This window comes from Tateyamaria algicola (genome assembly GCF_047715485.1).
Taxonomy (GTDB): domain Bacteria; phylum Pseudomonadota; class Alphaproteobacteria; order Rhodobacterales; family Rhodobacteraceae; genus Tateyamaria.
The window spans coordinates 2463470-2481309 of the sequence record NZ_CP180422.1; the positions used below are offsets into that span (position 1 = coordinate 2463470).

21 protein-coding genes and 1 tRNA gene are annotated in these 17840 nt (G+C 61.0%); 15 read left to right on the top strand and 7 right to left on the bottom strand.

The window, feature by feature from the left end; genetic code table 11:
• Positions 1–56: 56 nt before the first annotated feature.
• Entirely contained in the window at positions 57–215 is a 159-nt protein-coding gene (locus ACMHLQ_RS14475; RefSeq protein ID WP_415401402.1) for a hypothetical protein, read from the bottom strand.
• A 136-nt stretch (positions 216–351) separates the two neighbouring features.
• On the opposite strand from ACMHLQ_RS14475, the gene ACMHLQ_RS14480 reads away from it, so the two are divergent.
• The 8 genes from ACMHLQ_RS14480 (at position 352) to ACMHLQ_RS14515 (ending at position 7988) form a co-directional block, all read left to right on the top strand.
• A complete protein-coding gene (locus ACMHLQ_RS14480; protein ID WP_415401403.1) occupies positions 352–2085 on the top strand; it encodes an ABC transporter substrate-binding protein in 1734 nt (577 codons plus the stop codon).
• A 93-nt stretch (positions 2086–2178) separates the two neighbouring features.
• Positions 2179–3243: an ABC transporter ATP-binding protein gene (locus ACMHLQ_RS14485; protein ID WP_415401404.1), complete on the top strand. Its 1065-nt coding sequence runs from the start codon at positions 2179–2181 to the stop codon at positions 3241–3243.
• A complete protein-coding gene (locus ACMHLQ_RS14490) occupies positions 3243–4328 on the top strand; it encodes an ABC transporter ATP-binding protein (protein WP_415401405.1) in 1086 nt (361 codons plus the stop codon). The genes ACMHLQ_RS14485 and ACMHLQ_RS14490 overlap by 1 nt, the downstream gene beginning before the upstream one ends.
• Entirely contained in the window at positions 4325–5188 is an 864-nt protein-coding gene (locus ACMHLQ_RS14495; protein ID WP_415401406.1) for a carbohydrate ABC transporter permease, read from the top strand. The genes ACMHLQ_RS14490 and ACMHLQ_RS14495 overlap by 4 nt, the downstream gene beginning before the upstream one ends.
• A complete protein-coding gene (locus tag ACMHLQ_RS14500; RefSeq protein WP_415401407.1) occupies positions 5185–5982 on the top strand; it encodes a carbohydrate ABC transporter permease in 798 nt (265 codons plus the stop codon). The genes ACMHLQ_RS14495 and ACMHLQ_RS14500 overlap by 4 nt, the downstream gene beginning before the upstream one ends.
• Entirely contained in the window at positions 5982–6380 is a 399-nt protein-coding gene (locus ACMHLQ_RS14505) for a DUF2160 domain-containing protein (protein ID WP_415401408.1), read from the top strand. Before ACMHLQ_RS14500 ends, ACMHLQ_RS14505 begins: the two co-directional genes overlap by 1 nt.
• 80 nt (positions 6381–6460) lie before the next feature.
• Positions 6461–6856, top strand: coding sequence for a BlaI/MecI/CopY family transcriptional regulator (locus ACMHLQ_RS14510; protein ID WP_415401409.1), 396 nt, complete (start codon positions 6461–6463; stop codon positions 6854–6856).
• Positions 6843–7988, top strand: coding sequence for a M56 family metallopeptidase (locus tag ACMHLQ_RS14515; protein ID WP_415401410.1), 1146 nt, complete (start codon positions 6843–6845; stop codon positions 7986–7988). The genes ACMHLQ_RS14510 and ACMHLQ_RS14515 overlap by 14 nt, the downstream gene beginning before the upstream one ends.
• A gap of 91 nt (positions 7989–8079) precedes the next feature.
• On the opposite strand, the gene ACMHLQ_RS14520 is transcribed toward ACMHLQ_RS14515, so the two are convergent.
• Together ACMHLQ_RS14520 and ACMHLQ_RS14525 are read right to left on the bottom strand one after the other, a co-directional pair.
• A tRNA-Ala gene (locus ACMHLQ_RS14520) sits at positions 8080–8155 on the bottom strand.
• Between the two features lie 91 nt (positions 8156–8246).
• Entirely contained in the window at positions 8247–8576 is a 330-nt protein-coding gene (locus ACMHLQ_RS14525; RefSeq protein ID WP_415401411.1) for a TIGR02300 family protein, read from the bottom strand.
• Positions 8577–8801: 225 nt separating this feature from the next.
• Here ACMHLQ_RS14525 and ACMHLQ_RS14530 point away from each other — a divergent pair, with 225 nt between their 5' ends.
• From ACMHLQ_RS14530 to ACMHLQ_RS14540, 3 genes are all read left to right on the top strand, one after another.
• A complete protein-coding gene (locus ACMHLQ_RS14530; RefSeq protein ID WP_415401412.1) occupies positions 8802–9422 on the top strand; it encodes a M48 family metallopeptidase in 621 nt (206 codons plus the stop codon).
• A 31-nt stretch (positions 9423–9453) separates the two neighbouring features.
• On the top strand, positions 9454–10104 hold the full coding sequence (locus ACMHLQ_RS14535) for a GntR family transcriptional regulator (protein ID WP_415401413.1): 651 nt from the start codon (positions 9454–9456) through the stop codon (positions 10102–10104).
• 263 nt (positions 10105–10367) lie between these two features.
• Positions 10368–11237 (top strand): ATP-binding protein, encoded by an 870-nt coding sequence (locus tag ACMHLQ_RS14540; protein ID WP_415401414.1) that lies wholly within the window; start codon positions 10368–10370, stop codon positions 11235–11237.
• A gap of 3 nt (positions 11238–11240) precedes the next feature.
• Here the strand turns inward: ACMHLQ_RS14540 and ACMHLQ_RS14545 are convergent, their stop codons facing one another.
• Both ACMHLQ_RS14545 and ACMHLQ_RS14550 read right to left on the bottom strand, forming a co-directional pair.
• Complete coding sequence (locus tag ACMHLQ_RS14545) at positions 11241–12203, bottom strand: acetyl-CoA carboxylase carboxyltransferase subunit alpha (RefSeq protein WP_415401415.1); 963 nt, start codon at positions 12201–12203, stop codon at positions 11241–11243.
• A gap of 58 nt (positions 12204–12261) precedes the next feature.
• Complete coding sequence (locus ACMHLQ_RS14550; protein WP_415401416.1) at positions 12262–12855, bottom strand: LysE family translocator; 594 nt, start codon at positions 12853–12855, stop codon at positions 12262–12264.
• A gap of 72 nt (positions 12856–12927) precedes the next feature.
• On the opposite strand from ACMHLQ_RS14550, the gene ACMHLQ_RS14555 reads away from it, so the two are divergent.
• The gene (locus ACMHLQ_RS14555) at positions 12928–13380 is read left to right on the top strand and encodes an Lrp/AsnC family transcriptional regulator (RefSeq protein WP_415401417.1); all 453 of its coding nucleotides are present in this window, start codon (positions 12928–12930) and stop codon (positions 13378–13380) included.
• A gap of 61 nt (positions 13381–13441) precedes the next feature.
• On the opposite strand, the gene ACMHLQ_RS14560 is transcribed toward ACMHLQ_RS14555, so the two are convergent.
• A complete protein-coding gene (locus tag ACMHLQ_RS14560) occupies positions 13442–13909 on the bottom strand; it encodes a DUF302 domain-containing protein (protein ID WP_415401418.1) in 468 nt (155 codons plus the stop codon).
• A 137-nt stretch (positions 13910–14046) separates the two neighbouring features.
• Here ACMHLQ_RS14560 and ACMHLQ_RS14565 point away from each other — a divergent pair, with 137 nt between their 5' ends.
• Positions 14047–14520: a transglycosylase SLT domain-containing protein gene (locus ACMHLQ_RS14565; RefSeq protein ID WP_415401419.1), complete on the top strand. Its 474-nt coding sequence runs from the start codon at positions 14047–14049 to the stop codon at positions 14518–14520.
• 62 nt (positions 14521–14582) lie between these two features.
• On the opposite strand, the gene ACMHLQ_RS14570 is transcribed toward ACMHLQ_RS14565, so the two are convergent.
• On the bottom strand, positions 14583–15542 hold the full coding sequence (locus tag ACMHLQ_RS14570; protein WP_415401420.1) for an L-malyl-CoA/beta-methylmalyl-CoA lyase: 960 nt from the start codon (positions 15540–15542) through the stop codon (positions 14583–14585).
• A 271-nt stretch (positions 15543–15813) separates the two neighbouring features.
• Here ACMHLQ_RS14570 and dgcN point away from each other — a divergent pair, with 271 nt between their 5' ends.
• Both dgcN and dgcA read left to right on the top strand, forming a co-directional pair.
• Positions 15814–16815: an N-acetyltransferase DgcN gene (dgcN, locus tag ACMHLQ_RS14575; RefSeq protein WP_415401421.1), complete on the top strand. Its 1002-nt coding sequence runs from the start codon at positions 15814–15816 to the stop codon at positions 16813–16815.
• 45 nt (positions 16816–16860) lie between these two features.
• On the top strand, positions 16861–17826 hold the full coding sequence (gene dgcA / locus ACMHLQ_RS14580) for an N-acetyl-D-Glu racemase DgcA (protein WP_415401422.1): 966 nt from the start codon (positions 16861–16863) through the stop codon (positions 17824–17826).
• Positions 17827–17840: the final 14 nt, after the last annotated feature.

A 17840-nucleotide genomic window follows, 5' to 3' on the forward strand; every position in this document is an offset into this window, starting at 1 on the left:
CAGGATCAGGCGCGCGCAAGCCACCATGGTCCATGGCCAGGCGGGTCGGTGGATCGTCACACACCCTTGGCGCTGTCGCGCATTTTCTCGATACGCTGACGTAGTGTGGATAGGCGGTACGCGCCCCGCCGTTGCGCTGCAATCTGGTGGAATGGTGGTGCGGCAAAGCCTTGCTGTGTGTGGCGATATTGGTGCCGCTTTGCGCCGAAAATCATCAAGGTGGGCAATAAGGCGATGTTTTAAAACGGAAATTTACTACTAAACTATTAGTTTGACAGAGGCAAAATTTTGAGCCTATCGTAAAGCAGTCGGCAAAAACCGGCTCACATAGAAATCTTGGGAGGAGATAAGATGCGCAAGTATCTGCTCTCCGCGACTGCAGCTATTGCTGTCATCGCGGGGCATGGGACTGCTTTGGCCGATCAGGCGGCAGCCCAAAAATGGATTGATCAGGAATTCCAACCATCCACGCTTAGCAAAGCCGAGCAGATGGCCGAGATGGAATGGTTCATCGGTGCGGCCGAGCCCTATGCAGGCATGGAAATCAACGTCCTGTCCGAAGGTATCCCGACGCATGGTTATGAATCCGAGGTTCTGACCAAGGCGTTCGAGGAAATTACCGGCATCAAGGTCAACCACCAGATCCTCGGCGAGGGCGAAGTGGTGCAGGCCGTGCAGACACAGATGCAGACTCAGCGGAACCTCTATGACGGCTACGTCAACGATTCCGACCTGATCGGCACGCACTCGCGTCTCCAACTGGCGTATAACCTGACGGAACAGATGGCGGGTGATTGGGCGGCCACGACGTCCCCAACGCTGGACCTTGATGACTTCATGGGCATCCAGTTCACGACTGGCCCGGATGGCAACCTGTATCAGCTGCCCGACCAGCAGTTTGCGAACCTCTACTGGTTCCGCAAGGACTGGTTCGATGATGAGGACAACAAGGCGGCGTTCAAGGCCAAGTACGGCTATGACCTCGGCGTTCCGGTCAACTGGTCGGCCTATGAGGACATCGCAGACTTCTTCAGCAACGATGTGAAGGAAGTCGATGGCGTCGCGATCTATGGCCACATGGATTACGGCAAACGTGCGCCTGACCTTGGCTGGCGTATGACCGATGCGTGGCTGTCGATGGCAGGCACAGGATCGAAGGGTGAGCCGAACGGCGTGCCGATCGACGAATGGGGCATCCGTATGGAAGCCGGGTCTTGCAACCCTGCCGGTGCATCCGTGACGCGCGGTGGTGCGGCGAACGGCCCTGCGGCGGTCTATGCGATCCGCAAGTGGGACGAGTGGCTGCGTGCCTATGCCCCTCCGGGTGCGGCGTCTTACGACTTTTACCAGTCGCTGCCCGCATTGGCGCAAGGCAACGTGGCCCAGCAGATCTTCTGGTACACCGCCTTTACCGCCGACATGGTCAAGCCGAAGTCCGAAGGCAACAATACCGTCGATGACGAGGGCAACCCCTTGTGGCGGATGGCGCCCAGCCCGCACGGCCCCTATTGGGAAGAAGGCCAGAAGGTGGGTTACCAGGACGTGGGATCGTGGACATTCCTGAAATCCACGCCGTCGGATCGTGCACAGGCCGCATGGCTCTATGCTCAGTTCGTGACGTCCAAGACGGTCGATGTGAAGAAGTCGCATGTGGGTCTGACCTTTATCCGCGACAGTTCGGTCAACCACGACAGCTTCACCGAGCGTGCGCCCAAACTGGGTGGTCTGGTCGAGTTCTACCGCTCGCCTGACCGCGTGGCATGGTCGCCCACCGGCATCAACGTGCCGGACTATCCCAAGCTGGCCCAGATCTGGTGGCAGCAGATCGGCGACGTGAACTCGGGTGCGTTCACACCTCAGCAGGCGATGGACCGTCTGGCCGAGGAAATGGACATCACCATGGCCCGGATGCAGCAGGCTGATGAGGCCGCTGGTGTCTATGGCGGCTGCGGCCCGCGTCTGAATGAAGAGCAGGACGCCGAGTACTGGTTCGCCAATGGCGGCGCCAAGCCCAAGCTCGACAACGAGAAGCCGCAAGGCGAGACCGTGAACTATGACGAGCTGGTGGCCCGCTGGCAGCAGTAAACCTCCCCGTTGGTCCGCCTGGTGAGTGCAGGCGGGCCGGCATCAGGCCGGGGTTCCCAACAGCCCCGGCCGTTTTGAAACAGGTACATCTCAATGACAATCGAGCTGAAACAGGCCAGTAAGGTGACCCGCGGGATCACCCACATCAAGCCGACGTCGCTGGTGCTGGAGACGGGTCATTTCAACGTGTTGCTGGGCCAGACCGGGTCGGGCAAGACATCCCTGATCAAGCTGATGGCGGGCCTTGATCCGCTTGCAAGCGGTGAGATCTGGATGGACGGGCAGAACGTGTCGAAACTGTCCACGCAAAAACGGAACATCAGCCTCGTGCACCAGTTCTTTGTGAACTATCCGCAGATGACGGTGTTCGACAATATTGCCTCCCCCTTGCGGGTTGCAGGCATGGCGAAATCCGAAATTCAGGGGCGTGTCGAGGCGGCGGCGGATGTGCTACAACTGCGCCCCATGCTGAACCGCCGCCCGCAGGAGTTGTCGGGCGGGCAGCAACAGCGCTGTGCGCTGGCGCGTGCCATCGCCAAGGAGAGCCGCGCGGTGTTCCTGGACGAACCCCTTGCCAACCTCGATTACAAGCTGCGCGAAGAGCTGCGCGAGCAACTGCCCGAGCTGTTTGCGGGGCGGGGCGCGGTGGTGGTCTATGTCACCTCCGAACCCGAAGAGGCGCTGTTGCTGGGGGGTATGACCGCCCTGATGGAAGACGGCAGTGTCACCCAGTTCGGCCCCACGGCGGAGATTTACCGCAAGCCGCAGAACCTGACGGCGGCGCGCGTGTTTTCGGACCCGCCGATCAATGCCGCCGATGTGGTCAAGACCGGCAGCGAGGCGCGGATGGAGACGGGCGTGACCTGGACGTTGCAGGGTGCTGCCGCGGACCTGCCTGATGGTGCCTACACCGTTGCCATCCGCCCGCATCATGTGACGCCGGTGTCTGAATCACCCAGTGATGTGCCGTTGATGGGCACTGTGCTGGTCACCGAACTGTCCGGTTCGGAATCAAGCGCGCATTTCCAGATGGGCGGGGATGGCTGGGTGTCACTGGCTCATGGCGTGCATCCGTATGAAGTCGGGGAAGAGCACCAGTTTTTCATGGATGTCAGCAAGGCATTCTATTTCGACTCAGATGGGAGGCTTGTTACCTGATGGCCAGGATTGTCCTTTCCAATTTGCGGCATGCCTACATGCCCAACCCGGCGTCGCGCGATGACTATGCGCTTAAGGAGATCGACCTCGAATGGCAGGATGGTGGTGCCTATGCCCTGCTGGGGCCATCCGGTTGTGGCAAGTCGACCCTGCTCAACATCATTTCTGGCCTGTTGGTGCCGTCAGAGGGGCGGGTGCTGTTTGATGATCAGGATGTGACTGACCTGCCGCCCAACCAGCGCAACATTGCGCAGGTGTTCCAGTTTCCGGTGATCTACGACACGATGACTGTGCGTGATAACCTCGCCTTTCCCCTTCGCAATCGCGGGGTGGACGAGGGGCGGATCGCTGCGCGCGTGGCCGAGATTGCCGCGATGCTGGAGGTCGAAGAGATGCTCGACACCCGCGCCTCGCACCTGAGCCCCGACAACAAGCAGAAAATTTCGATGGGCCGTGGGCTGGTGCGCGACGACGTGAATGTCGTGATGTTCGACGAGCCCCTGACCGTGATTGACCCGCATCTGAAGTGGAAGCTGCGGTCTAAGTTGAAAGAGCTGCACCAGCGGGTGCGCGCCACCATGATCTATGTGACGCATGACCAGACCGAGGCGCTGACATTCGCGGATCAGGTGGTGGTCATGCAGGAGGGCGAAGTCGTGCAGATTGGCACGCCGGTCGAGTTGTTCGAACGGCCCCAGCACACCTTTGTCGGCCACTTCATCGGATCGCCCGGCATGAACGTGTTGCCGGTCGAAGAACGCGCAGGCGGTGCCCTGTTCGAAGGACAGCCTGTCAGCCTGGAAGGCAAGGTGACGGGTGCGGGCGGGTTGACCCAACTGGGCATCCGGCCTGAATTCGTGTCGCTGTCTGATCAGGGCCTCGCCGCGCGCATACACAAAGTGTCGGACGTGGGCCGCCACGCCGTGGTCGAGGCCATGGTGGGCGACACATCCGTCAAGGCGATTGTCGAGGGCGAGGTGCCTGCACAAGGCGAGGCTGTGCATCTGGCCTTTCGACCGGATCAGACTCGGCTTTATCGCGACGGCTGGATCGCAACAGAGAAATCGGGGGCAACGGCACCATGAAAACCGAAAACCAAAAGGCGTGGTTCTTTGTCCTGCCCGTCCTGTTGTTGGTCGCGTTCAACGCGCTGGTCCCGATCATGACGGTGGTCAACTATTCGGTGCAGGAGACGTTCGGGAACAACGTGTTCTTCTGGCAGGGCCTCGACTGGTTCGAACAAATCCTGCGGTCTGATCGTTTTCAGGCTGCGTTGGGTCGCCAGTTCCTGTTCACCTTCCTGATCCTGATCATCGAGGTGCCGCTGGGCATCATCATTGCCCTGTCGATGCCGCGCAAAGGCATGTGGGTGCCTGTTTGCCTCGTGTTGATGGCCCTGCCCATGCTGATCCCGTGGAACGTGGTCGGCGCGATGTGGAACATCTTTACTCTGCCCAAGATCGGGCTGATGGGCTATTTCCTCAACGATGTGTTGGGCATTGCCTATGACATGACGCAGAACCCCTTTGCGGCCTGGGTCACGATCATCGTGATGGATGTCTGGCACTGGACCTCGCTGGTTGTGCTCTTGTCCTATGCGGGCCTCGTGTCGATCCCGGATGCCTATTACCAGGCGGCCAAGATCGACGGCGCTTCCCCTTGGAAAGTGTTCCGCTACATCCAACTGCCCAAGATGAAGACGGTTCTGACCATCGCGATCCTGTTGCGGTTCATGGACAGCTTCAACATCTATACCGAGCCGTTTGTTTTGACGGGCGGTGGGCCCGGCAACTCGACCACGCTCTTGTCCATTGATCTGGTCAAGATTGCCCTTGGGCAGTTCGACCTTGGCCCTGCGGCGGCGATGAGCCTGATCTATTTCGCGATCACGCTGCTGGTGTCGTGGCTGTTTTACACTCTGATGACGAAGGATGATGCGAAATGAGAAAACGCTCCCTCATTCCGATCCTCTACATCGCGTTCCTGATGCTGCCGATCTACTGGCTGGTCGCGATGTCGTTCAAAACCACCAATGAAATCCTGTCGGGGTTCAGTCTGTTTCCACAGACCTTCACGCTGGACAATTACAAGGTCATCTTCACCGACCCGAGCTGGTATTGGGGCTACATCAACTCGATCATTTACGTGTCGATCAACACGGTGATCTCGGTCTGTGTGGCGCTGCCTGCGGCCTATGCCTTCTCGCGCTACAGGTTTCTGGGCGACAAGCAGTTGTTTTTCTGGCTGCTGACCAACCGGATGGCGCCCGCGGCGGTGTTCGCGTTGCCGTTCTTTCAACTCTATTCCTCGGTGGGGCTGTTTGACACGCACCTTGCCGTGGCGCTGGCGCATTGCCTGTTCAACATCCCGCTGGCGGTGTGGATCCTGGAGGGGTTCATGGGTGGCGTGCCCAAGGAACTGGACGAAACGGCCTATGTCGATGGCTACTCCTTCCCCCGCTTTTTCGTCACCATCTTCCTGCCGACGATCAAGGCGGGGATCGGGGTCGCGGCGTTCTTCTGCTTCATGTTCTCTTGGGTGGAACTGTTGCTGGCCAAGACGCTGACGGCCGTTGCCGCCAAACCGATTGCGGCGACCATGACCAAGACGGCCTCGTCCGCCGGGTATGAGTTGGGGCTGCTGGCCGCCGCAGGGACGCTGACCATCATCCCCGGGGCCATCGTGATCTACTTTGTGCGCAACTATATCGCCAAGGGCTTTGCCCTGGGGAGGGTGTGATGAAACATCTGATCTATCTCGCCGCATTGCTGCCGACATCGGCGCTGGCACAGGGCTGGGGCAACGTGGCCAATCAGGCAGAGGAAAAGGGGTTTTCCTGGACCGACCCGCTGTGGCCCAGTTTCTGGATGGCGTGGACACCGATCACATTCGCACTTTTCTGCGGCATCTTTGGAGCCATCGCGATCATTGCGGTGCTGGAAATCACCAAGTATCGGGACGGGATCGAACGGACGGGGGTGTTTGGACTGACCACGACGCTCGGTGACCGCTTGTTCATCACGCTGCTGGGCACCGCCTATATTTTCCTCGCCTGGCTTGGGCTTATGGGCCAACCGCTGTGGGTTCCCTTGGGCATATCGGTGGTTTGGGGCATCTTCTGTTTCTGGAAAGTGTGAAAAAGCGTTTTGAAAAACTAAAATCTTCGTATCTACTCGCGCGACATAATACGTGAGCGATACGTCCTGGATGGTACCGCATGAGACAAAAGAAAAAGAACGAGCTGCTGACCGAGGTTGAACTGGAGTTCATGAATGAACTCTGGGCTTTAGGCGAGGGGACGGTGCGCGATGTGCTGGACCAACTGCCCGAGGGCCGTGACCTTGCCTATACGTCGGCGGCCACCATCCTGCGCATATTGGAACAAAAGGAATTCGTGACCAGTCGGAAGGATGGCAAACGCCATGTTTTCAAACCGACCCTGGGCAAGGACGCCTATCAAACCCGTTCACTAAAAGATCTGTCTATGAAGCTGTTTGACGACACGCCCGTTTCACTGGTGGCGCGTCTCGTCAATGATGATGCACTGACAGAAGAAGCATTGGGGAAAATCCGGGCATTAGTGGATCGGAGGTTGAAAAATGATACCGGGTGACGCCCTTCTCGATGCTTTCATCAATGCCAATATTCTATTTGTCGCGGCTTATTTCTTCTGGTCGATGGCGCGGTTCCTTCTGAACCATCTGGGCCTGAAACACAGCTATGTCACGCAACTCAAGTTGCTGAACACCGTCTTTCTGGCGATCGTCTTTTCGCCCTTCCTGATCCTTGCCTTCACCACCTTGCAAAGCAGCGGTTACGCCAAGAGCGTGAACGTGAACCTGTCGGACATGGTCGTTGCCTACTACTTGAACGGTGGCTTCGAAATGCCCGCGACCGAGTTCGAGCGGTTGGTGATGATGCGCGATACGTTCCTGACCAATGTGGTGAACGCCGCCGGATGGGTCGCATGGACTGTCATCGCGCTGTTCCTCGTGGGGCTCGCGCTGGGGACGGTCCGCCTGTTCTACTCCATGGCCTGCCTCTACCGGATCGTGTCGGCGGGATATGCCTGGCGCAGCTTTGGCCGCATACGTTTGCGTCTGTCTGACCGGACACTGGTGCCGTTTTCGACGCGTGGTCTGTGGTGCTATTACGTCGTTGTTCCCTCGCATATGCTCGGCCAACGCCAGGAGCTGAAAGTGTCGATTGCGCACGAATTTCAGCATCTGCGGCAAGGCGACATCGAATGGGAGATCGTGCTGGAGGCGCTCAAGCCGTTCTTTTTCCTCAACCCCGCCTATCACGCATGGAAGCGTCAGGTGGAGAACCTGCGCGAGTTGAGCTGCGATGCAGAGGTGCTGCGCCGGGGCAAGATCGATGTGCGCGCCTATTGCGATACGCTGCTGTCCGTGTGCCAGCAAACTTTGCGGCGGGACCGTATGTTTGTTGTGGCTGTGCCCAAGGTGACGTTGGTCACGGCGGACCGCTCGGCCTTGCTGGACGGGCGTGCCAGCCTGTTGCAAAAGCGGATCACATCCTTGCTGGACTTGCGCCACCTGCGCCGCCCGCGTTTGCTGTATCTGGCGACGATCTGCCCGCTGGTTGCCTCCATCATGCTGACGGCCATCGCCATCCAGCGCCCCGGCGATTGGAGCCAGGACCGCCTGATGCTGTCCACCGTCGTCAATCTGGAGCGCCTGGACGAGATCAATCGTCTGTCGACCTTTGGACGCGTGCGGAACTGAGCATCGGCTCGCGGTTTAGCGAACGCGCGTCAGTCAGCGCCCACATATGTATCCAGCACGCCTGCGCGTTCGTGAATTTCCAGAGGAAGGATGGTGGAGCATAGCGGGATCGAACCGCTGACCTCCTGCATGCCATGCAGGCGCTCTCCCAGCTGAGCTAATGCCCCATCCTTGGGTGGCCGTCTTGGGCCGTGCGCCGCTGATTAGGCGCTTTGCCGAACGGGATCAAGCGAAAAAGACCCCGTTCGACCGTCGCATTTACGAGTCGTCGTCATCCGCCGCTACGTCGGCCAGTTCGTCGAGGGGGACTGTATCTTCGTCCTCGTCGTCGTCCAGCAGATCGTCGTCCAGTTCAACCTCGACATCATCGTCGTCCAGCACCTGATCGTCGTCGGTGGTCGCTGTTGCGGCCTTGGCCTTGGCTGTCACGGCATCCTCGGCATCGGCGGCGATCATGCGTGTCTTGGTGCTGTCGAGTTCGACCTGTTCGCCTGTATAGGGGCTGACGATCGGCGAGCGGTTCATGTCGTAAAAGCGCTTACCGGTGGTCGGGCACAGGCGTTTGGTGCCCCATTCTTCCTTTGGCATCGGTAATCCTTGTCTCTCTTGTTGCGCGCGCGTGCGCCCCGGATCGGGCACATGCGATGGCGGTCCATATTGCGGCGATTCTGGGCAAGTGCCATAAGGCCGGGACGGAGTCAAAGCCTTATGGCGAGATGGGGTAGATGGGATGGCCGAGCGTGTCCTTCAAGGGTGCGGGCAAGGGGGCGGGAAATCGCGTTGACCCTGCGCCGCTCGACGCGCGCACGTCGCATGACCTTGCGGATTTCGCAACTGGATGGCCGCGTGACACTGACCTTGCCGCCCCGGGTGTCCGAGCGCGAGGCCATGGCCTTCGCGCAGGAAAAACACGACTGGATCTGCAAGCATCTCGATGCCCGCCCGGATGAGGTCTTCGTCCAACTCGGGGCGGTGCTGCCCGTTGAGGGCGCTGACAGGACTGTCGTTGCCGGAACGGGCCGCGCCGTGCGCCTTGAGCCGGATGCGCTGGTTGTGCCCGGTGCGCCAAATGCGGTGCCGCGCCGGGCGCTGGGGTTTCTCAAGGCCCGCGCGCGGGATCGTCTGGCGGCTTCCAGTGATCATTATGCCGCGCGTCTGGGGCGCCCCTATTCCGGCCTCAGCATTCGTGACACCCGCTCGCGCTGGGGGTCCTGTTCGTCGGCTGGCCGGCTGATGTATTCCTGGCGCCTGATTTTGGCGCCGCCTGCGGTGCTGGATTATGTCGCTGCGCACGAGGTTGCCCATCTGGCGCAGATGAACCATTCGCCCGCCTTCTGGGCCGAGGTGGGGCGTATCCACGGCCCCTATGCCCCGTTGCGCGCCTGGTTGCGCACCGAGGGCAATGCGCTGCACCGCTACCGCTTTGGTGATTGACCCGGGGCGCGTGCTGTGATCACAAACCGGTATGCAGCTTTCGTCCCGCCCCCGTGACACGACCACTGCGGCCCATGACCGCGTGTACCGCCGTTTGCGCACCAGGATCATGCACGGCGATATTGCCCCCGGTCAGGCGCTGACCCTGCGCGGCATCGCCAAACAGTACGATGTGTCCATGACCCCGGTGCGTGAGGCCGCCCGCCGGTTGATGGCCGAAGGGGCACTGACCCTGTCGCCCTCGGGCCGGATGTCGACGCCCGAATTGTCCAATGAACGGATCGAGGAACTGGCCGCCCTGCGCGCCCTGATCGAGGTCGAACTGGCCACCCGCGCCTTGCCCCGCGCGCACCTCGCCCTGATCGAGCGGTTGCAGACAATCAACGGTGCCGTGGCCGAGGCCGTCGCCCACCGCGATGCGGTCAGCTATATCCGCACCAACCTCGAATTTCACCGCACTCTTTATCTGCGGGCGCAGGCCCCTGCGATGCTGGCGATGGCAGAGACGGTTTGGTTGCAGATGGGCCCCACGATGCGCGCCCTATATGGCCGGTTGCGGCGCACTGAGCCGCCCCAATATCACCGCCTGATCATCGCCGCCCTGCGGGCCGGAGACGAGCCTGGACTCCGCCTTGCCGTCCGGTCCGATGTCACCCAGGGGTTGCGTATGCTTGCCAGTTGACACGTTAAAGCTTTGGTAGGTGAGGTGACGCTATAGTGCAGCACAAGCAAGGGACGTGTGATGCACTGTATCGATTTCAAGCTCTATGATTTCGTTGACCAACCCGTGTTCGTGTTGGTGCCGGACGAGAAAAACCGCCCCGTCTACGCCTTTGCCAACAGGATTGCGCTGGGTCATCTGGGTTTGCATCTGGACGAGATAGTAGGGCGGCGTGCCTGTGACATTTTTTCGGGCCGTGCCGCTTATTCCGTGTTTCGCCGCCAATGCGCTGCCTGGGAGGGGGGCATCATACCGAATACGAAATCGCCCTGCCCATCGGCAATGACCACATGTGGGTGCGCACATCGCTTGTGCCCGTGCGCGACGAGGATGGGACGCTGACTCATATGGTCGGCACATCGCAGAACATCACGCCCGAACGGGACCAGTTGCAGGTGCAGGCCATGTCGACAGCCGCCGCACGCGAGATGGAGGATATGGTGTGCCTCGCCGCGCATGATCTGCGCAGCCCGATTGGCAATCTGAAAACGCTCGCCGAAGTGATGCGGCGGGATTTTGTCGATCATGGTGATGGCAAGCTGGAGTTGGTCAACATGATCGATAACATTGCCGACAAGGCTCTGAACGTCGTGTCGGGAATCATGGCGCAGGCCCTGACCACAAGCGGGCCGCAATGCAGCCAATTGTTCGACTTTGGCGAACTCTGTGACGATGTTCTGGTACTGCTGGACCCGATGCGCGTCCACAGCGCGGTCTATCCCCGGATTGAGATTGATGCCGACTATACCGTCGTGCACATCATCCTGCGCAACCTGATCGACAATGCCCTGAAATATGCGGGGCGACCCGAAGTGCAGTTGCAGATCGAAATCACGCAGATGAATGCGCAGCGGCTGCTGATTGCGGTGCGCGACAATGGTCAGGGATTTGGCCAGACCTTGATGGAACTGGGCGACCTTGATGACGGGGTCAGCGTCGGTGCGGGCGGTTTTGGTCTGTTGGGGGTACGCCGTCTGGCCCGGTCTCGCGGGGGCAAGGTCAGCGTGATGCCCTGCATGAACGGGGCTGAAGTGCAGTTTGAGCTGCCGGGCCGCATCGCGATACCATGTGCTGCGACAGTGATGACGGCCTGACGATCAGGCTGCCAAACCGATCTGGCCCAGCCCGAGGAATTTTTGACGGCGGTCAGCAATCAGCGCGGCGGCGTCCTTGCCATCAAGATCCTGCAACATGCCTGCAATCGCCGTCCCGACCGAGGCAATTGCAACGTCCGGCTGGCGATGTGCGCCGCCGACCGTTTCGGGAATGATGCGGTCTATCACGCCAAGCTGCTTGAGGTCTTGCGCCGTCAGCCGCAACGCCTCTGCCGCTTCGCGCATCTTTTCCGCATCTTTCCACAGGATCGAGGCGCAGCCTTCGGGGCTGATCACCGAATAGACCGAGTGTTCCAGCATCGCCACGCGGTTTGCGGTGGCAAAGGCCACGGCCCCGCCTGATCCGCCTTCGCCGATCACAACGGAGACCAGCGGCACGCCGATCTGCAGGCATTTTTCGGTCGAGCGGGCGATCGCCTCGGATTGGCCGCGTTCCTCAGCGCCTTTGCCTGGATAGGCGCCGGGTGTGTCGACCAGCGTGATAACCGGCAGATGAAAGCGGTGCGCGAGGTCCATCAGGCGGATCGCCTTGCGATACCCTTCGGGCCGGGCCATGCCGAAATTGCGTTCGATCCGCGATTTGGTGTCGTTGCCCTTTTCATGGCCGATCACCACGACGGGGCGATCCTCGAACCGGGCCAGCCCGCCCATCACCGCATGGTCGTCGGCAAAGTTGCGATCCCCGGCGAGCGGGGTGTAGTCCGTAAACAGCGCCTTGATGTAATCCACGCAATGGGGCCGATCCGGGTGCCGCGCGACCTGGCATTTGCGCCATGGCGTGAGATCTTTGTAAAGGTCGTCGAGCAGTGTAACAGCCTTGGCATCCAGTGCGGTTGCCTCGTCCGAGACATCCATGTCTTCGTTCTGGCGCGCGAGGGCGCGAAGTTCTTCTGCTTTGCCCTCGATTTCGGCCAGGGGCTTTTCGAATTCCAGATATTGCGTCACGCGCGCACTCCTGATGCGGTTTGAGGCTATATGGCCGGAGGCCGCGCGATTTGCAACGTCAGGGAAAGATCACCGGGTAAAGCGAGGCCACCAAAAGGGCGGCCATCGTCCAGTTGAAAGCCGTCAGGCGCGCCGGATTTGTCAGCACCCGTGCCATCTGTTGCCCCAGCAATGTCCACGAACTGACCGAGGGCAGGTTGATCGCGCCAAAGACCAGTGCCACGATCCCGATGGCCCACAGCGTGGTGTCGGGGGTGTAGACGGTGACGGCCGTCAGGGCCATCGTCCAGGCCTTGGGGTTGACCCACTGAAAGGCTGCCGCCTGCAGGAATGTCATGGGAGTGCCGCTGTTATCCCCATCCTTGATCGGCGCTGCGTTGGCGATTTTCCACGCCAGATACAGCAGATAGCCGACCGATCCGACCTTGAGGATCGTGTGGCTGATTGGGTAGCCGTCAAAGATCTGGACCAGCCCGGCCCCGACCAGCAGCACCATGATGGTGAACCCGATGCCGATGCCCAGCATGTGCGGGATCGTGCGGCGGAACCCGAAATTGGCACCCGACGCCATCAGCATCAGGTTGTTCGGCCCCGGCGTGATCGAGCTGACAAAGGCAAATGTCGCAAGGGCGGTGAGGAGTTCGAGTGTCATGTGCAATAAATGCGCGCATTTGCGACATGAGAAATTGCAAACATGCAGATGTTGCGGCTATCTTCGCAACTAATGACCAGATTTGACGACATAAACGAGCGGATATTGCATGAGTTGAGCCGCGACGGCCGCGTCAGCAATATCGAATTGGCGGATCGGGTGGGGCTGTCGCCCTCGGCCTGCTTGCGTCGTGTGCAGGAGCTGGAACGTCTGGGCATCATTACCGGCTATCGCGCAGTGCTGGATCGCACAAAACTGGGCGCAGGCTTTGTCGCCTATATAGGCGTGGGCTTGAACGATCATTCCAAGGCCAGCCAGGAGGCGTTCGAGCGCGCCATTTCGCGCGCGCCAGAGGTGCGGGAGTGTCACAACATCACCGGCACGATTGAATACCTGCTGCGCGTCGAATGTGCGGATATCGCCAGCTACAAGATCTTTCACACCGACATGCTGGGCGCGTTGCCGCAGGTCAGTGGCATCACGTCCTATGTGGTGATCGGATCGCCCAAGGATGAGCGGGCGTAAGGGCCGTGACGGCAGGAGCCTCCGGCGGGGATTTTTGGAACAGAGAAGAGACGGGCGCGCGCTATTGTGTGGCCTGCGCGCTGATGGCGGCGAAGATGGTGTCGAGTTCGGAGGCGAGTGTTGCGAGGTCGGGTCCGGCCTCTTCCATGTAAGGCGCGAACACGGTCGAGGGCTGTTTGTAGCTGAGCGTTGCTGTGCCATCGCTATTTTCCGTGACGTAGACGCGGATCGGTGCCTCGATCATGGCGGCGGTGGACAGGTTCAGGACATTCACCGCGTAGACGTTGTTGAACAGCCCGATGACCCGGTTGCCAGGGATGGTGATGCCCCTGTTCTTGGCGGCACCCGTCGGGCCCGCCTGCGTCACGACGCCCATCTTGTTGGCCTTGGCGGCGGCCTTCACGGCGTCGATCAGCTCGTTATAGTTCTTGTCTGTCGGGGTCACGGACCAGCCGTCGCGCGGCGCCATTTCGGCTTGAGCGGCGTGGCCAAAGGCGATCAAGACGAGGGCGGCAAGCAGGCGGTGCATTATGTGTCTCTCCGGTTGGTTGGGGGCAGTGAACACGGGCACGCGGCCCAAGCCCAATCACGTCTGTGTGCGCGGGCGCTTGCCGATCCGATTTTGCGCACTGGGCGCGTCGGCTTGGGCCGTGTAACGGGTGCGCCATGAGATGGTTTTTGATGATCCTGATGGTGGCGCTTGCCGCTTGTGGCGGGGGCGAGCCTGAACCGGTGGCCGCACCCGCGGTGCCCCTATATCCCAACGAGACACCGCTGTTGCGCAGTCAGATCGAGGCGGCGGCGGCGGAGAATGACATCCCTGTGGCGCTGGTGCAGCGGGTCGTGATCCGCGAAAGCACGCACCGCCCCGGCGCGCGCAACGGGCCCTATTACGGGTTGATGCAGATCCTGCCTGCCACGGCGCGGTCGATGGGGTTTCGCGGACAGCCAAGCGATTTGCTAGATGCCGAGACCAACCTGAAATACGCCACCCGCTATTTGCGCGGGGCATGGCTGGTGTCGGGCGGGGATATGGACGAGGCCGTGATGTGGTATGCGCGCGGCTATTACTACGAGGCCAAGCGGCTGGGTCTGATCGAAGAGACCGGCGTGGACGGCCGCAAGGTCTGGCCGGATTAGGGAGACGGGCGGACGCTCTTTGCCCTTGGCAAAGACGCCCCACCCGCCGTCCCATTTGGCGCCTAGTGGCTGGCGATCATCTCGGATTGTTTGACAATCACCTCGGCCTGTTTGATCGACGCGATGTCGACGAGCCGGCCGTTGTAGACTGTCGCCCCTTCGCCATTGGCTTTGGCGGTTTCCATCGCGGCGAGGATTTCGCGGGCTTCGGTCACGGCCTCTTCCGACGGGGTGAAGACTTCGTTCGACAGGGCCACCTGTTTGGGGTGGATCGCCCATTTACCCACCATGCCGAGCGTGGCCGAGCGGCGTGCCTGCGCACGGAAGCCTTCGTCATCCGAGAAGTCGCCGAACGGGCCGTCCACGGGCAGAACGCCGTGGGTGCGGCAGGCGGCGACAATCGCTGCCTGTGCCCAGTGCCAGGGGTCGGACCAGTGTTTCTGTCCCTCGTGCAGCATGTAGTAGTTGGCCTGCGTCCCACCGATCCCGGTGGTTTGCATCCCCATGGAGGCGGCAAAGTCGGCAGCACCCAGGCTCATCGCTTGCAGGCGGGGGGAGGCGGCGGCGATCTCTTCCACATGGGCGATCCCGGCGGCGGATTCGATGATCACCTCGAACGCGATGGGCTTGCTGCGCCCCTTGGCGGCTTCCACCGACGTGACCAGCGCATCGACGGCATAGATGTCAGCCGCATTGCCCACTTTGGGGATCATGATCTGGTCAAGCCGGTCGCTGGCCTGTTCGAGCAGATCGACCACATCGCGGTACCAGTAGGGGCTGTCGAGCCCGTTGATGCGCACCGAAAGCGTCTTGTTGCCCCAGTCGATGTCATGCGTCGCCTTGATGACGTTTTCGCGCGCGCTGTCCTTGTCGGAGGGGGCGACTGAATCCTCGAGGTCAAGATTGATGACGTCAGCGGCAGAGGCGGCCATCTTTTCGAAAATTGCGGGGCGCGAGCCGGGGCCGAAAAGCTGGCAGCGGTTGGGACGGGCAGGCGGGGTTGGTTGAAGGCGGAAGGACATGGGTCGCACCCTTTCGGCAAGATTGTTGCGTCGATTGTGCTGTGGCAGTTATTAAATTGCTTCGCCTTGCGCAAGCGCGATTGTGCAGTTGCAGCATGAATGGGCCGCAGCTTTTGATCGTCATGTAAGTGCGCGTTGCAAGAAATTTGCGCAAGATTGCGTATTTGCCCGGAATTCTTCGATGAACTCTCGTTCTCAAGCGCGTTTCGCGATGTCTTTGCATCGGAATTGGGTCAATTTGCAGTGTCACACGCCAATGGGGAGCGCATCAATGATTCAGACACCATACCTCTTGTTCTTGGGCGATGCGCCTGACCAACTGGCTGCCAAAGTGGCGCAAGGGATCAAGGACTGGCGCCCCGAGAATGCCGTGGGTCAAATCCGCCTGCCGGGCTGCGGCGCGGATATGGGCCTGACCGACATGACGCTCGAAGAGGGGCTTAAGGCCGGGGCCAAGACGTTGGTCATTGGTGTGGCGAACCGGGGCGGTGTGATCTCGGACGAATGGAAGACCGTCCTCGTGAAGGCCTTGCAGATGGGCTATGATCTCGCGGCTGGCCTGCACAACCTGCTGCGCGACGAGAATGAGCTGCAATCGGCGGCCAAGGTGAACGGCGGCACGCTGCATGACGTGCGTGTCCCGACCATCGCCTATCCCATTGCCAACGGTGTGAAACGGTCTGGCAAGCGTGTGCTGGCGATCGGGACGGATTGTTCCTGTGGCAAGATGTACACGGCCATGTCCATGGATGCCGAGATGCGCAAGCGTGGCATGAAGACGGATTTTCGCGCCACGGGCCAGACCGGCATTCTGATCACCGGCAAGGGGGTGCCGCTGGATGCCGTCATCGCGGATTTCATGGCGGGCGCGGTTGAATACCTGACGCCCGACAATGACGACGATCACTGGGACCACATCGAGGGGCAGGGCAGCCTGTTCCACGTGTCCTACTCTGGCGTGACCATGGCGCTGATCCATGGCGGTCAGCCGGACGCTTTGGTGCTGTGTCACGAGCCGACCCGCACCCATATGCGCGGCTTGCCGCACTATACGTTGCCCTCGCTGGAAACGCTGCGCGACACGGCCTTGCCCCTGGCCCGGGTGGCAAACCCGGCGGCACAGGTGACGGGTGTATCGGTCAACACCAAGGCGCTGGATGAGGCGGCGGCCAAGTCCTGCCTGCAAGAGATCGAGGACCGCATGGGCTTGCCTGCAGCTGATCCCTTCCGCTTTGGCGCGGGCAAGCTGGTGGATGCGTTGGCGGCGCTGTAGCATCGCCTCCGGCGGGCATATTTGTGGAACAATGAAGGAGTGGGCATGCGCATAGACGTAACGCGGGACGTGTTTCAACTGGCGCAGGTGTTCACCATTTCGCGCGGGTCGCGCACCGAAGCGCATGTGTTGACCGCACATGTCAGTGACGGAACGCATACCGGGTGGGGCGAATGTGTGCCCTATGCCCGCTATAATGAGACGCTGGACAGTGTAACGGCGGAGATCATGGCCTTGCCCGACACTATCGGCCGTGCTGCGCTCTATGATCTGCTGCCCGCAGGGGCCGCGCGCAACGCGGTGGACTGTGCCTTGTGGGATCTTGAGGCGAAACAGGCGGGCAAGCGCGCCTGGGAGCTGGCGGGCCTGCCCACACCGGGGCCCGAAATCACCGCCTATACGCTGTCGCTGGACAGCCCCGAGGCGATGCAGGCGCAGGCGGGCGAACATGCGCATCGTCCCTTGCTCAAGATCAAGCTGGGTACGCCCGATGACATGCCCCGGCTTGAGGCTGTGCGCGCAGGTGCGCCGCAGTCGCGTATCATCGTGGATGCGAACGAGGGGTGGTCGGCAGAGGTCTATACCGACCTTGCCCCGCATCTGGTGCGCCTTGGTGTCGGGATGGTGGAACAGCCCCTGCCCGCTGGCGATGACGAGGCCCTGTTGGGGCTGGAACGGCCCGTGCCGGTCTGTGCCGACGAAAGCTGCCATTACCGCGCCGACCTGCCCGCGCTGAAGGGCAAGTATGACATGGTGAACATCAAGGTCGACAAGACGGGTGGTCTGACCGAGGCCCTGGCGCTGCGCGATGCGGCCCTGGCCGAAGGATACAGCATCATGGTCGGCTGCATGGTCGGCTCGTCCCTCGCCATGGCCCCCGCCACGCTGGTGGCGCAGGGTGCGGCGGTTGTGGACCTTGACGGACCGCTTTTGTTGGCCGAAGACCGGGACACCCCGTTGGTCTTTGATGATGCAGGCATTCACCCGCCCACACAGGACCTGTGGGGGTAGCCGCGCGCCGCGCA

What these genes read in the sequence shown, in the direction of transcription:
- ACMHLQ_RS14525 (WP_415401411.1), bottom strand. Translation starts at nt 8,576, where the DNA reads ATGCCAAAGGAAGAATGGGGCACCAAACGCCTGTGCCCGACCACCGGT.
- ACMHLQ_RS14475 (WP_415401402.1), bottom strand. Translation starts at nt 215, where the DNA reads ATGATTTTCGGCGCAAAGCGGCACCAATATCGCCACACACAGCAAGGC.
- ACMHLQ_RS14550 (WP_415401416.1), bottom strand. Translation starts at nt 12,855, where the DNA reads ATGACACTCGAACTCCTCACCGCCCTTGCGACATTTGCCTTTGTCAGC.
- ACMHLQ_RS14565 (WP_415401419.1), top strand. Translation starts at nt 14,047, where the DNA reads ATGAGATGGTTTTTGATGATCCTGATGGTGGCGCTTGCCGCTTGTGGC.
- ACMHLQ_RS14500 (WP_415401407.1), top strand. Translation starts at nt 5,185, where the DNA reads ATGAGAAAACGCTCCCTCATTCCGATCCTCTACATCGCGTTCCTGATG.
- ACMHLQ_RS14560 (WP_415401418.1), bottom strand. Translation starts at nt 13,909, where the DNA reads ATGCACCGCCTGCTTGCCGCCCTCGTCTTGATCGCCTTTGGCCACGCC.
- ACMHLQ_RS14515 (WP_415401410.1), top strand. Translation starts at nt 6,843, where the DNA reads ATGATACCGGGTGACGCCCTTCTCGATGCTTTCATCAATGCCAATATT.
- ACMHLQ_RS14530 (WP_415401412.1), top strand. Translation starts at nt 8,802, where the DNA reads ATGACCTTGCGGATTTCGCAACTGGATGGCCGCGTGACACTGACCTTG.
- ACMHLQ_RS14485 (WP_415401404.1), top strand. Translation starts at nt 2,179, where the DNA reads ATGACAATCGAGCTGAAACAGGCCAGTAAGGTGACCCGCGGGATCACC.
- ACMHLQ_RS14495 (WP_415401406.1), top strand. Translation starts at nt 4,325, where the DNA reads ATGAAAACCGAAAACCAAAAGGCGTGGTTCTTTGTCCTGCCCGTCCTG.
- ACMHLQ_RS14505 (WP_415401408.1), top strand. Translation starts at nt 5,982, where the DNA reads ATGAAACATCTGATCTATCTCGCCGCATTGCTGCCGACATCGGCGCTG.
- ACMHLQ_RS14490 (WP_415401405.1), top strand. Translation starts at nt 3,243, where the DNA reads ATGGCCAGGATTGTCCTTTCCAATTTGCGGCATGCCTACATGCCCAAC.
- ACMHLQ_RS14570 (WP_415401420.1), bottom strand. Translation starts at nt 15,542, where the DNA reads ATGTCCTTCCGCCTTCAACCAACCCCGCCTGCCCGTCCCAACCGCTGC.
- ACMHLQ_RS14555 (WP_415401417.1), top strand. Translation starts at nt 12,928, where the DNA reads ATGACCAGATTTGACGACATAAACGAGCGGATATTGCATGAGTTGAGC.
- dgcN (WP_415401421.1), top strand. Translation starts at nt 15,814, where the DNA reads ATGATTCAGACACCATACCTCTTGTTCTTGGGCGATGCGCCTGACCAA.
- ACMHLQ_RS14480 (WP_415401403.1), top strand. Translation starts at nt 352, where the DNA reads ATGCGCAAGTATCTGCTCTCCGCGACTGCAGCTATTGCTGTCATCGCG.
- ACMHLQ_RS14510 (WP_415401409.1), top strand. Translation starts at nt 6,461, where the DNA reads ATGAGACAAAAGAAAAAGAACGAGCTGCTGACCGAGGTTGAACTGGAG.
- dgcA (WP_415401422.1), top strand. Translation starts at nt 16,861, where the DNA reads ATGCGCATAGACGTAACGCGGGACGTGTTTCAACTGGCGCAGGTGTTC.
- ACMHLQ_RS14535 (WP_415401413.1), top strand. Translation starts at nt 9,454, where the DNA reads ATGCAGCTTTCGTCCCGCCCCCGTGACACGACCACTGCGGCCCATGAC.
- ACMHLQ_RS14540 (WP_415401414.1), top strand. Translation starts at nt 10,368, where the DNA reads ATGCGCTGCCTGGGAGGGGGGCATCATACCGAATACGAAATCGCCCTG.